Origin of the sequence: Streptomyces sindenensis, from assembly GCF_014649035.1 — a bacterium.
GTDB classification, from domain to species: domain Bacteria; phylum Actinomycetota; class Actinomycetes; order Streptomycetales; family Streptomycetaceae; genus Streptomyces; species Streptomyces sindenensis.
This window is the reverse complement of sequence record NZ_BMSG01000011.1, coordinates 147,511-160,646: the sequence shown is the minus strand read 5'-3', so window position 1 is coordinate 160,646 and position 13,136 is coordinate 147,511. Positions and strand designations below refer to the sequence as shown.

Below are 13,136 nucleotides of genomic sequence, written 5' to 3'. Positions count from 1 at the left end.
GGGCCGGTGTGACGGGTGGTAGAACGGGGCGGCAGAGGCCGTACATTCGAGGGGGACCACACCGATGTCGCAGCCGCCACCACAGCAGGGCTTCGGTGCTCCGTACGAACCGCGGCCGGGTGTGTACGGCGATCCGGGGCAGCCGCAGCCCGGCCCGTACGGCCAGCAGTCCGGTCCGTACGGGCAGCCTCCGCAGTCCTCGTACGGCTGTCCGCCGCAGCCGCCCCCCGTCCCGTACGGCCGACCGCAGCCTCAGCCTCCGAACCGGCCTTCCGGCCGGCGCTCCCGTGGCCGGCTCGCCGGGCTCGTCGCCGCCGTGCTCGCCGGGGCCCTCGTGATTGGGGCGGGTGTCTGGTTCGTCGTCGGTGGCGATGACGCATCAGACGGCAGGAAGCCCGTCGCGAAGGAGAGCATCGCCCCGAAGCAGCCCGGCGCGGGGCCGAGCCGGAAGAAGACGCCCGCCGCGGAGGCCGCGGAGATCAACAAGGGGCGCAAGGAGGGCGAGGCGAAGGTCCGCTGGATCCAGAAGAACGGGGTGGACCTGCCGTTGGGGGCAGCCGCCCTCGGCCCCTGGGTCACCGGCGACACCGTGGTCAAGGCCATGCACCGCACGGTCTCCGGCTATTCCCTGGAGGACGGATCGCAGGAGTGGAGCCTGCGCCTGCCCACCGACGTCTGCGCGGCACCCACCGGGCCGACCGCCGACGGGAAGATCGTCATCGGGCTCCTGACCGACACCTCTGCGGATCGGACCTGCGACAAGCTTCAGATGATCGATCTGGCCACCGGTGAGGCCGGCTGGTCCGCGACCATCGATCGCGCGGTGCACAATGACGATCTTCGGTATGTGATCATGGCGATCAGCGGCGACGTCGTGACGATCGGGGGCCTCGGCCGTGCCGAGGCCTATCGGGTCAGTGACGGCAAGCACTTGTGGGGCAAGCTGCCCGGCCCCTGCAAGGTCGAGGGTTTCGCCGGCGGGGCTGTCATGCTCGCCTCTGTCATCTGCCCCGCGCAGTCGAAGGGCGCGATCGACACGGAGGTGCGGCGCATCGACCCGGTCACCGGCCGGACCCTGTGGACGTACAAGGTCAGGAAGGACTGGAACGTCGACGCGGTCTACTCCGTCGACCCGCCGGTGATCTTCCTGCGGAACGGCCCGTTGGTGGGTGGCACGTCGGCGATCGCCGTCCTGAACGACGACGGGACCGCCCGCTTCCGGCCGGTCTCCGGAGGCGACACCCTGGAGGGTCTGTGCCCCGGCAAGGAGCGCGAAGTGGGCTGGAACCTCGACATCTGCATGGGCGTGGCCGTCGACACCGACACGGACACGCTCTACGTCACCACGAAGCGCCGGCCCGTGGGCCGCACGAAGCGCCGGCCCGTGGGCCGCACGAAGAGCCGGCCTGTGGTCCGGTGGTTCACCAACGACGTCGTCGCCTTCGACATGAGCACCGGCAAGAGGAAGTGGAAGGTCCCGTCGCCGCCCACGCAGACCCTGATGCCGCTGCGGGTCGAGGGCGGCAAGGTGCTGATGTACCTGAGCCCGCCCGACCCGAAGACCAAGGACGTGGGGGGCGGCATCATGACCCTCGGTCCGCAGGGCGGCACCCCTCGACCGGTCCTGCGGCACCCGGCGTCGGCTGCGGCGACCGAGCGCACCTTCGACGAGCCGATCGTCCTCCATGCCGACGGACGCTCCCTCCTCATGATTCCCCAGGTCTACGGAGAGACCGACGAGGAGGAGATGGAGAGGCGGACGATGATCGCCTTCGGTGACTGACCATCACCTCCGCCAAGGCGTAACGACGGCATCACGAGGCGGTTCTCCCTTGGGAACAGGGGTTGGCCCGAATCGGTGCCCGATGCTTCGCGGGTGGTAGAAAGAAGCCCCGCCCGACTGTCGTAACACCGCGGAAGCCATGCCCGATTCGCTCCTTTCCGAGGGGGATTGACCCTCTTAGGAAATGCGGGGGAGACCGGATCGCGCACCGGGCCGCACGAAGGGGGACGTGCTGATATGAGCCAGCCGCCCAGCCAGCAACCGCCGCAGGGAGGCTTCGGGGCTCCGCAGGAGCCGCCGAACGGAGCTGCTCAGCCGCCGCAGGACCAGCCGTCCCCCGGCCAGCCGGACCTGGCCAAGCCGCCGCAGACGCCGCCTGCCCAGCCGCCCGCGCCCCCGGCCGGCCCGCCGCAGACGCCCCCGCCGGGCGCCCCGGCGTACGGCTACCCCCAGCAGCCCCCGGCGCAGCCCGGCTACGGCTATCCGCAGCAGCCCGGCCAGGCCCCCGGCCCGTACGGCCAGCAGGCTCCCGGCCCGTACGGCCAGCAGGCCCCCGGTCCGTACGGCCAGCAGTCCGGGCCCTACGGTCAGCAGGCCCCCGGCCCGTACGGGCAGCAGCCGCAGGCCGGGTACGGCTATCCGCAGCAGCAGTACCCCGGCGCCCCCGCCCCCGGCGGACCGGGCTCCGGTGGCGGGTTCCTCAAGGGGAAGACCGGCATCGTGGTCGCGGCGGCGCTCGCCGTGGTCCTGGCGGCCGGGGCGGGCACCTGGTTCCTCGTGAGCGACAGCGGCGACGAGGACCCGAAGAAGCCCGTCGCCACCGGCAGCAACGACCCCAAGGGCCCCAGCGAGTCGCCCACGGTCGACGAGGGCGACGGCAGCGGTGACGGGCGCGAGGCCGGCGACGACCTCAACGCCGGGCGCAAGCCGGGCGAGGCCAAGGTCGCCTGGCTCCAGAAGAACGACGTCGACCTGCCGCGCAACGGCTCGGCCGTCCAGGGCCCCTGGTTCGCCGGCGACGTGGTCGCCAAGGCCATGTACCGGGGCGTGTCCGGCTACTCCGTGGCCGACGGCAAGCAGAAGTGGAAGCTCGACCTCCCCGCCGACGTGTGCGCCACCCCCAACACCCCGACCGCCGACGGCAAGATCGTCATCGGGGTGAAGAACGGCACCACGGACCGGGCCAACTGCTCCGTCCTCCAGATGGTCGACCTCAACACCGGCAAGGCCGGCTGGAAGAAGGAGATCAAGAAGAACGGGACCTGGGACTTCCTGTCGGACATCGGTCTGGCGATCAGCGGGGACACCGTCGCCGTGGGACGCACCGGCAACTCCAACGCCTACCGGGTCAGCGACGGCAAGGAGCTGTTCGGCAACCCCGAGGGCAACTGCAAGCCCTTCGCCTTCTCCGGGGGCGACAAGCTGATCGCCGCGGCCAGCTGCCGCACCGACGACGTGAAGAACCCGCAGCACCAGGTCCAGGAGCTGGACCCGGCCACCGGCAAGCCCCGGTGGACGTACGCGCCGCCGCGCGGCTGGGAAGTCAGCAGGGTCTACTCCTCCACCCCGCTCGTCGTCCGGCTGGAGCACGAGGAGAAGAAGCAGTACACCATCGTCGCGCTCACCGAGAGCGGCAAGCTCCGCTCCCAGCTCGTGCCCGCCAAGGGCGCCAAGCTCACCGCCGACTGCGGCAGCCGCTTCGCGATCTTCGGCCAGAAGCTCGAAGGGTGCAGCGGCGTCGCCGCCGACGCCAACACCTTCTACATCGCGACCGAGGACGATTCGAGCGGCACCGGCCGGACGAACAAGGTCATCGCCTTCAACCTGAACACCGGGAAGCCCAAGTGGGAGGCGCCCGCCCCGGCCGAGCGCGTTCTCAAGCCGCTGGGCATGGAGGGCGGCAACGTCCTGCTCTACATGCGGCCGAAGTACGACACCGCGGGCGCCATCGTGACCCTTCCGCCGACCGGTGGCACCCCCAAGACGCTGCTCCAGCACCCGGCGGGCGCCGGCCGGGTCGAGAACGGCTTCTTCTCGGCCAAGGTCCTCTACCGGGACGGCCGTTCCTTCATCTTCAGCGAGCGTGTGAGCGCGAGCAACGACAAGGAAGAGCTGGAGCAGACGACGATGCTGGTGTTCGAGAAGTGACGGTCCGCCGGACATCTCCCTGCCCCGGCGCCCGGACATCGCCCGGCCCCGGCCCCGGCCCCGGCACCCGAACGCCGTCGGCCGCCCCCGGACTCCGAACGCCGCCGGCCGTCCCCTGCCACACGCGCCCCCACACCCACTCGTCCCCCGAGGTACGCACGCCATGACCCAGCCGCCGCAGCAGCCACCCAACCCCGACGAGCCGTCGAACACGCCCCCGGCGCCGCCCGCCGGTCCGCCCTCGGGCGGGTTCGGCGCGCCGCAGGACCCGCCGCCCGGCGGCTTCGGCCAGCCGACGCCGCCCGCGGACCCCTTCGGCAAGCAGCCCCAGCAGCCGCCCGCCGCCCCGCCGCAGCCGCCCGCCGCGCCCCAGCAGCCGCAGGACGCGCCCGCCGGGGGCTACGGCACCCCGCCGCCCCCGGCGCCGGGCGGCTACCCCACCCCGCCCGCGCCGCAGCCCAACGGCTACGGCTACCCCCAGGCCCCGCAGCCGGGGTACGGCTACCCGCAGGGACCCGGCGGCCAGCCCGGCCAGCCCGGCCAGCCCGGGATGCCGCAGCAGGCGTACGGCTACCCGACCCAGCCGATGCAGCCGCAGTTCGGGGCCCCGCAGCCGGGCGGCAACGGCGGCAAGAAGTTCTCCACCCAGATGCAGATCATCGTCGCCGCGGCCGTCGCCGTGGTGCTGATCATCGGCGCCGGGGTCATCTACTCCGCCACCAGCGGTGACGACGGCGGCAAGGGCGAGGCGTCCTCCTCCGGCTCCACCGGCGGCGAGAGCAAGGGCGGCAAGGGCAGCGGACTGGCCGGCGGCAGCGAGAAGGTGCCCGCCAACACCAAGTCCAAGGTCGCCTTCCAGGTGCCGCAGCCGGTGGTCAAGGACCTCGTCACGGTCGAGGGCTCCTGGCTCACCGACAAGACGTACGTGAAGTCCGGCATCAACGAGATCAACGGCTACGACCGCGACAAGGGCACCAAGCTCTGGTCCTTCCCGCTGGCCGGCGAGATCTGCTCCACGTCCCGGCACGTGAGCAAGGACTACAAGACGGCCATCGTCTTCCAGGAGTCGAAGCCGACCAAGGAGAAGAAGTACCCGGCGTGCAACCAGGTCGGCGTGATCGACCTGGCCGCGGGGAAGCTCCTGTGGAGCAAGAGCGTCACCTCCTCCACCGGCGGTGACCGGCCGGTCAGCTTCGACGAGGTCACGCTCAGCGGTACCACCGTCGCCGCGGGCGGCACCTCGGGCGGCGCGGCCTTCAAGCTGGACACCGGCGCCGAACTCTGGAAGCCGAAGACCGGCGCGGACGGCTGCTACGACCGCGGCTACGCGGGCGGCGAGGCCCTCGCCGTGGTCCGCAAGTGCGGTACGTACGACAGCCCGCAGCTCACCGTGCAGGCGCTGAACCCGACGTCCGGCGCTCCCCTGTCCTCGTACCAGATGCCCGCCGGCGTCGAGTACGCGCACATCGTCTCCACCAAGCCGCTGGTGGTCGCGGCCGACGTCGGCGACACCGCCGGCGACGGCAGCGGCATCTCCGACTTCTTCTCGATCGACGCGGCGACCGGCAAGCTGAAGGTCCGTATCCCCGCCGACGCGGAGAAGTACGCGGGCGACTGCGACTCCACCGAGGTCGAGAGGTGCCGGAACATGGCCGTCGGCAACAACCGGCTCTACCTGCCGACCGAGCGCCACGACGGAACCAGCGAGTACGGCGACACGAACGAGGTCGTCGCCTTCGACCTGGACACCGGCAAGCTCCTCGGCGGCCGGGCGGACGCGGGCGACCGCCACATCCTGACCCCGCTCCGGATGGACGGCACCAGCATCATCGCCTACAAGGAGGCCCCCTACGACAAGGGCGGCCAGGTTGTCTCCATCGACGGCGAGACCTTCAAGCAGACCACGCTGATGGAGAACCCGGACGACGAGGCGATCCGCAAGGCGGAGAAGCGCTTCAACATCAACTCGGCCGAACTGCTCTACTCCGACGGGCAGTTCTACATGGCCGCCAGGTCGGTCCACAAGCCCAGCACCGTCACCCCCGACGAGAAGGTCTACCTGGTCGTCGCCTACGGCACCGACTGATCACCCCGCCCCTCCCGGGGCGTCAACAGGCCCCGCCGGTCGATTTCCCGACCGGCGGGGCCGATCATTTTCCGCCCCGCTCGCTCGCGAGGTGATCACCGGCCGCAGGTCAACGAGGGCCGAAGGGCGCAGAATTCGGCATTCCCCGGATCTTCTGCCACGTAAGCGCCGCGCGGCGTCGGGCGAGCGTGTACCTTGCCGGGTCAGGAGTCCGGGGGGCCGGGCGTACAGGGCTTATAGGGGCTGAGGACCGATGGGCGTGCGGCTCATGGTGGTCGACGATCACCGTCTGCTCGCCGAGGCACTCGCCTCGGCGCTGAAACTTCGCGGGCACCGGGTGCTCGCGGCCGCCGCGCCGACCTCCGGTGCGGCGGAACTGGTCGTCAGCCGGGCCCCGGAGGTCTGCCTGTTCGGTACGGCCTCGCCCGCCGCCCCCGGCGCCTTCGACCCGATCGCGCGCATCGGCCAGGAGCGCCCGCAGGTGGCGGTGGTGGTCCTCGGGCCGGTGCCCAGCCCGCGCGGGATCGCCGCGGCGTTCGCCGCCGGGGCCGCGGGGTACGTCCGGCACGACGAGCGCATCGAGGGCGTCGAGCGGGCCATGCTCAAGGCGCGGGCGGGGGAGAGCGCCATCGCCCCGCAGCTGCTGCGGGGGGCCTTCGCCGAGCTGCTCAACCCGGCGGCCCAGCCCGACGACGAGGGGCGGCGGCTGCTGCGGATGCTCACCCCGCGCGAGGCCGAGGTGCTGGTGCGGGTCGCCGAGGGCGAGGGCACCCGGCTGATCGCGGCCGGCATGGACATCGCCCCGAGCACCGCCCGCACCCATGTCCAGCGGGTCCTGATGAAGCTCGGGGTCGGCTCCCGGCTGGAGGCGGCCGCCCTCGCCGCCCGTACGGGACTGCTGGAGCGCGCCGCGGCGACCGGGGGCGTGCCGTCACAGGGCTCCTACGCCTCCGACGGCCCGTCGCCGCAGGGCTCGTACGCCCCCGACGGCGCGCCCGGCGGAACGCGGCGGGGGCCGTACGTTCCCGGACAGCGTGGGTGACGTACGGCCCCTGAGCGCGGCGAGGGCGGCGACGGCGGCGGGTCAGCCCGCGTCGGGCCCCGGCTCCCGCTCCCGCGCTCGCTCCGGCTCCGCTTCCGGGGCCGCCGGGGCCTCGGCCGGGCGCAGCTTCATCCAGACCAGGAAGAACAGGCCGAGCGCCAGCATGGCGAGGCCGGTCCACAGGTTGATGTGGACGCCCTCGGCCTTCTTCAGATCGGCGTCGGACGGACTGAGCCCGGCGATGGTGACGATCACTCCGTAGACCACGAACAGGCCGCCGATGATCCGCCGGATGTCGAAGAGACGGGCCGCGGTCGCGGACTTGCGCTCCAGCTCGGAGACTTCCTTGTGCAGGTCGGACATGGTGAGTGCCTCCGATCAGAACGAGTAGGGGATGTAGCACGCGGCGGCGAGCACGATCGCGCCCCAGCCGAGCAGGGCCGGCTTGCGGTACCAGGCCCGGTCGGCCTCCTCCAGCTCCTCGTCGGGGCTCGGCGACTCGGTCCCGTACACCAGACCGGCCAGCTCCGCCTCCGGCTTCGGCGCGGTGAAGAGGGTGACGACGACCATGACGACCGCTCCGGCGACGAAGCCGACGATCGCGGAGACGAAGTTGGCGCCCTGGTCGGAGGGGATGTCGATGATCCCGCCCCGGTAGATCCAGAAGTAGTTGACCATCGCGGCGGCGGTACCGGCCACCAGGCCCCAGACACCGGACTTCATGGAAGCGCGCTTCCAGAACATGCCGATGATGAAGACGACGAACATCGGGACGTTGAAGAACGAGAACAGCGTCTGCAAGTAGCTCATGATGTTCGAGAAGCTGGCGGCGATGAACGCCGTGCCGATCGAGGCCAGCACGCCGATCGCGGTGATCAGCCGCCCGAAGCGCAGGTAGTACGTGTCCGGCTTGTCCTTCACCACGTACCGCTGCCAGATGTCGGTGGTGAACACCGTGTTGAACGAGGACACGTTGGCCGCCATGCCCGCCATGAACGCGGCGAGCAGACCGGTCACGGCGATGCCGAGGACACCGTTGGGCAGCAGTTCCTGCATCAGCAGGGGTATCGCGTCGTTGTAGGTCAGATCGGAGTCCGGGGTGCCGATCCGGGGCACGATCACGGCGGCGACCAGGCCCGGGATCATCACGGCGAAGACGATGAAGATCTTGGGGAAGGCGGCGATCAGCGGGGTGCGCTTGGCGGCGGAGAGGTTCTTCGCGGACAGCGCGCGCTGCACCTCGGCGAAGTTCGTCGTCCAGTAGCCGAAGGACAGCACGAAGCCGAGGCCGAGGATGATCGTCAGCCAGTTGGCGCCCAGCGGGTTGGCGTCACCGATGCCGGTGCCGCCCCAGGCGGTCATGAAGTCGCCGCCGTGCTGCCGCGTCAGCGAGTCGCTCATCGCGTCCCAGCCGCCGACCCGCTTCAGGCCGAGGACGGTGAGGGGGATCAGCGCGGCGAGGATGACGAAGAACTGGAGCACCTCGTTGTAGATCGCCGAGGAGAGCCCGCCGATCGTGATGTAGACCAGCACGAACAGGCCCGCGACGACGATCGCGACCCACTGCGGCCAGCCGAGGAGCGCCTCCACGACGATCGACAGGGCGTAGAGGTTGACGCCCGCGATGAGGATCGCCGCGAACGCGAAGAGCACGGAGCTCAGCAGGTGCGCGGACCTGTCGAACCGCTGGAGCAGGAACTCCGGCACGGAGCGCACCTTGGAGCGGTAGTAGAACGGCATCATCACCAGACCGAGGAAGACCATGGCGGGGATCGCGCCGATCCAGTACCAGTGCACCACCGCGACGCCGTACTGCGCGCCGGTGGCCGCCATCCCGAGGATCTCGGTGGCGCCGAGGTTCGCCGCGACGAAGGCGAGCCCGGTCACCCAGGCGGGCAGGGACCGTCCGGAGAGGAAGAAGTCGAGGCTCGTCTTCACGCTGGCACGGGCCATGAAGCCGATGCCGAGTACGACGGCGAAGTAGATCGCCAGGATGGCGTAGTCGAGCCCGTTCGTGGGGAGCCGAAGCCCTTCGGCCAGTGTCTGCATGGGGGGTACTCGCTTCGTATCGCGAACGTAACCCGACGGAACTTACGCCGCCATGTTCAAGAAATGAACAGTTTCGTTGGGGTTCTTTGTTCGATCGTGATCGAGCGCGGTCGAATGTCCGCGTATGCGACCCGCGCCCGCACGGAACCACTCGTGATCTACCGCACCTTCGACATTGACCGGACGTGTTTGCTCGTGATTTGTTATGTGCGATTATGTTGGAGGGATTGGGTGGAGGACCCTGGTGAAGAAGACAGTGACGACCCTGGCCGACGGGCGTGAGCTGATCTACTACGACGCCGCGGAGGACACCGTCCGCGACGCGGTCGACCGGCGCCCCCTGGGCCCCGTCTCGACCTCGTCCGAGATCCGCCGCGACCCGCTGCTCGGTGACGCGGTCGCCATCGCCTCGCACCGCCAGGCCCGCACCTACCACCCGCCGGCCGACGCCTGCCCGCTCTGCCCCACCCGGGAGGGCCGGCCCAGCGAGATCCCCGACGGCCACTACGACGTGGCGGTCTTCGAGAACCGCTTCCCGTCGCTCGCCGGTGACTCCGGCCGCTGCGAGGTCGTCTGCTTCACCTCCGACCACGACGCGTCCTTCGCCGACCTCACCGAGGAGCAGGCCGCACTCGTCCTTGCCGCCTGGACCGACCGCACCGCCGCCCTGGCCGCCCTCGACCAGGTCACCCAGGTCTTCTGCTTCGAGAACCGCGGCGCCGAGATCGGCGTCACCCTCGGCCATCCGCACGGCCAGATCTACGGCTACCCCTTCGTCACCCCGCGCACCGAGCTGATGCTCCGCTCGGCCGCCCGGCACCGCGAGGAGACCGGCTCCAACCTCTTCGACGACGTGGTCGCCCGCGAGGAGAAGGACGGCTCACGCGTCGTCCTCGCCACCGGTCACTGGATCGCCTTCGTCCCCTACGCGGCGCACTGGCCCTACGAGGTCCACCTGTACCCCCGCCGCCGCGTCCCCGATCTGCGGGAGCTGGACGAGGGCGCGCGGACAGAGTTCCCCCAGGTCTATCTGGAACTCTTGAGGCGCTTCGACCGGATCTTCGGCCCCGGTGAGCCGCCGACCCCGTACATCTCCGCCTGGCACCAGGCGCCGTTCGGGGGCGACGGCCGGGAGGACTTCGCCCTGCACCTGGAGCTTTTCACCATTCGCCGGACCTCCGGCAAGCTGAAGTTCCTCGCGGGGTCCGAGTCCGGCATGAGCGTGTTCATCAACGACGTGCCGCCGGAGGCCGCGGCCGAGCGACTGCGAGAGGTAGCGAGCCAGTGAGCAACCCCCAGAGCGTGTCCCACCCGTCCAAGAAGTACCTGGTCACCGGCGGTGCCGGATACGTCGGCAGCGTCGTCGCCCAGCATCTGCTGGAGGCCGGGCACACCGTGACCGTCCTCGACGACCTGTCCACCGGCTTCCGTGAGGGCGTCCCGGACGGGGCCGCGTTCATCGAGGGCCGCATCCAGGACGCCGCCCGCCATCTGGACCCCTCCTACGACGGCGTCCTGCACTTCGCCGCCTTCTCCCAGGTCGGCGAGTCCGTCGTGAACCCCGAGAAGTACTGGGTCAACAACGTCGGCGGCACCACAGCCCTGCTCGCCGCCATGCGCGAACACGGCGTCCGCACCCTCGTCTTCTCCTCCACCGCCGCCACCTACGGCGAACCGGTCTCCAGCCCCATCACCGAGGCCGACCCCACCGCCCCCACCAGCCCCTACGGCGCGTCCAAGCTCGCCGTCGACCACATGATCAGCGGCGAGGCCACCGCCCACGGGCTGGCCGCCGTCTCGCTGCGCTACTTCAACGTGGCCGGAGCGTACGGCAGTTGCGGCGAGCGGCACGAACCCGAGTCGCATCTCATCCCGCTGGTCCTCCAAGTCGCCCTCGGCAGGCGCGAGTCGATCAACGTCTACGGCGACGACTACCCCACCCCCGACGGCACCTGCGTCCGCGACTACATCCACGTCGCCGACCTCGCCGAGGCCCACCTGCTGGCCCTCACCGCCGCCGCCCCGGGCGAGCACCTGATCTGCAACCTCGGCAACGGCAACGGCTTCTCGGTCCGCGAGGTCATCGAGACCGTCCGCAAGGTCACCGGCCACCCGGTCCCCGAGACCGCCGCCCCCCGCCGCGGCGGCGACCCGGCCGTCCTCGTCGCCTCCGCCGCCACCGCGATCGAGCGCCTCGGCTGGCAGCCGTCCCGCGCCGACCTGGCCGGAATCATCGCCGACGCCTGGCAGTTCGCCCGCCGAGAGGACACGACCACCCCATGACCCAGCACGCCGAACCGACCGCGGCCGCCGCCGAAGGGCACCGGACCGACCCCGCCGCCACCTTCACCGAGTTGTACGGGGGCGTGCCCGAGGGCATCTGGGCCGCACCCGGACGAGTGAACCTGATCGGCGAGTACACCGACTTCAACGACGGCTTCGTCATGCCGCTCGCCCTCCCGCACACCGCCGTCGCCGCCGTCTCCCGCCGCGACGACGGCGTGCTGCGCCTCTACTCCACCGACGTCCCCGGTGGTGTCGTCTCGCTGCGCGTCGACGAACTCGCCCCGCACTCCGGCCACGGCTGGGCCGCCTACCCCGCCGGGGTCCTCTGGGCGCTGCGCGAGGCCGGGCACCCGGTCACCGGGGCGGACATCGCGCTGACCTCCACCGTGCCCACCGGCGCCGGGCTCTCCTCCTCCGCCGCCCTGGAAGTCGTCACCGCGCTCGCTGTGAGCGACCTCTTCCAACTCGGCCTGAGCGCCGCCGAACTCGCCGTCATCGGCCGCCGTGCCGAGAACGCCTTCGTCGGTGTGCCCTGCGGGATCATGGACCAGATGGCCTCGGCCTGCTGCACCGAGGGCCACGCCCTCCATCTGGACACCCGCGACCTCTCGCTGCGCCAGGTCCCCTTCGACCTGGCCGCCCAGGGCCTGACCCTCCTGGTCGTCGACACCCGGGTCAAGCACGCGCTCGGCGACGGGGCGTACGCGGAGCGCCGGGCCGGCTGCGAGGAGGGCGCCCGGCTGCTCGGCATACCGATGCTGCGCGATCTGCCGTACGCCGGTCTCGACGCGGCGCTCACCACGCTCGCCGACGCCGGGGCGGACGAGTCGGTCATCCGCTACGTACGCCATGTCGTCAGCGACAACCGCCGGGTCGAGCAGGTCATCTCCCTGCTCGACACGGGTGACGTCCGCGCCGCGGGCCCCGTCCTGAACGCGGGCCACGCCTCGCTCCGCGACGATCTCCGCGTCTCCTGCCCCGAGTTGGACCTGGTGGTCGAGGCGGCGAACGCGGCCGGGGCGCTCGGTGCGCGGATGACCGGGGGCGGCTTCGGCGGCTCGGCGGTCGTCCTGGTGGAGGAGGCGGCGGCCGGCACGGTGGCCAAGGCGGTCAGCGAGGCGTTCGCGGCGGCCGGACACGCGGCCCCGGGGATCTTCGACGCGGTCCCGTCCGCCGGAGCGCGCCGGCTGCGCTGAGCCCGGGGGCCCGGAAGCCGGCCGGGCCGGGCCCGAGGGCCTTCGTCCCGTCTCCGCGGCCCGGATCACAACTCCTTGACCAGGATGAACTCGGTGACGCCGGGCGGGTAGTCGGCGACCCGGCCGATCTCCACGTACCCCTGGCGGCGGTAGAAACCGGGGGCCTGGAAATCCCAGGTCTCCAGTCGCGAGCGAGTGCAGGCGCGTTCCGTGCGGGCGGTCCGTTCGGCCTCGGCGAGCAGTCGCGCGCCGAGGCCGAGGCCCCGGTGCGGGGTGTCGACCCAGAGCAGATCGACGTGCAGCCAGTACGCCCAGGTCCGCCCGGTCAGCCCGCCCGCCAGGGCCCCGTGCTCGTCCAACGCCCACACCTCCAGCGGAACTTCGTGCTCGGCGGAGGTGGAGAGCAGCGCCCGCAGCTCGGCCGACGCGGCGACGTTTTCCTCGTGCAGACGCCCGCTCAGCAGAATGCGACGTTCTTTGTCCACTTCTGTCTCAAGACGGAACATGAACACACCCTAAGACCCACCGGCAACGGCGGGTCCGGAC

At 71.2% G+C, this 13,136-nt stretch carries 10 protein-coding genes; 7 read left to right on the top strand and 3 right to left on the bottom strand.

Annotation, left to right across the window (positions count from 1 at the left end; translation table 11 throughout):
* Positions 1-64: 64 nt before the first annotated feature.
* The 4 genes from IE145_RS15205 to IE145_RS15190 all read left to right on the top strand — a co-directional run bounded on the left by IE145_RS15205 (position 65) and on the right by IE145_RS15190 (position 7,059).
* The gene (locus tag IE145_RS15205; protein WP_189525588.1) at positions 65-1,783 is read left to right on the top strand and encodes an outer membrane protein assembly factor BamB family protein; all 1,719 of its coding nucleotides are present in this window, start codon (positions 65-67) and stop codon (positions 1,781-1,783) included.
* 237 nt (positions 1,784-2,020) lie between these two features.
* Positions 2,021-3,931, top strand: coding sequence for an outer membrane protein assembly factor BamB family protein (locus IE145_RS15200; RefSeq protein WP_189525587.1), 1,911 nt, complete (start codon positions 2,021-2,023; stop codon positions 3,929-3,931).
* Positions 3,932-4,094: 163 nt separating this feature from the next.
* Positions 4,095-6,017, top strand: a complete 1,923-nt coding sequence (locus IE145_RS15195) for an outer membrane protein assembly factor BamB family protein (protein ID WP_189525586.1) — start codon at positions 4,095-4,097, stop codon at positions 6,015-6,017.
* A gap of 253 nt (positions 6,018-6,270) precedes the next feature.
* Entirely contained in the window at positions 6,271-7,059 is a 789-nt protein-coding gene (locus IE145_RS15190) for a helix-turn-helix transcriptional regulator (RefSeq protein ID WP_189525585.1), read from the top strand.
* Positions 7,060-7,101: 42 nt separating this feature from the next.
* Here IE145_RS15190 and IE145_RS15185 read toward each other — a convergent pair whose 3' ends face one another.
* On the bottom strand, positions 7,102-7,422 hold the full coding sequence (locus IE145_RS15185; protein WP_189525584.1) for a hypothetical protein: 321 nt from the start codon (positions 7,420-7,422) through the stop codon (positions 7,102-7,104).
* Positions 7,423-7,437: 15 nt separating this feature from the next.
* The gene (locus IE145_RS15180; protein WP_189525583.1) at positions 7,438-9,108 is read right to left on the bottom strand and encodes a sodium:solute symporter family protein; all 1,671 of its coding nucleotides are present in this window, start codon (positions 9,106-9,108) and stop codon (positions 7,438-7,440) included.
* A 244-nt stretch (positions 9,109-9,352) separates the two neighbouring features.
* Here IE145_RS15180 and galT point away from each other — a divergent pair, with 244 nt between their 5' ends.
* Genes galT through galK form a run of 3 tightly spaced genes read left to right on the top strand, consistent with a single transcriptional unit; the run spans position 9,353 to position 12,590 of the window.
* Positions 9,353-10,396: a galactose-1-phosphate uridylyltransferase gene (galT, locus tag IE145_RS15175; protein WP_189525582.1), complete on the top strand. Its 1,044-nt coding sequence runs from the start codon at positions 9,353-9,355 to the stop codon at positions 10,394-10,396.
* Positions 10,397-10,410: 14 nt separating this feature from the next.
* On the top strand, positions 10,411-11,391 hold the full coding sequence (gene galE / locus IE145_RS15170; RefSeq protein WP_189525619.1) for a UDP-glucose 4-epimerase GalE: 981 nt from the start codon (positions 10,411-10,413) through the stop codon (positions 11,389-11,391).
* On the top strand, positions 11,388-12,590 hold the full coding sequence (gene galK, locus IE145_RS15165) for a galactokinase (protein ID WP_189525581.1): 1,203 nt from the start codon (positions 11,388-11,390) through the stop codon (positions 12,588-12,590). Before galE ends, galK begins: the two co-directional genes overlap by 4 nt.
* Before the next feature lie 65 nt (positions 12,591-12,655).
* Here the strand turns inward: galK and IE145_RS15160 are convergent, their stop codons facing one another.
* Positions 12,656-13,096 (bottom strand): GNAT family N-acetyltransferase, encoded by a 441-nt coding sequence (locus IE145_RS15160; protein ID WP_189525580.1) that lies wholly within the window; start codon positions 13,094-13,096, stop codon positions 12,656-12,658.
* Positions 13,097-13,136: the final 40 nt, after the last annotated feature.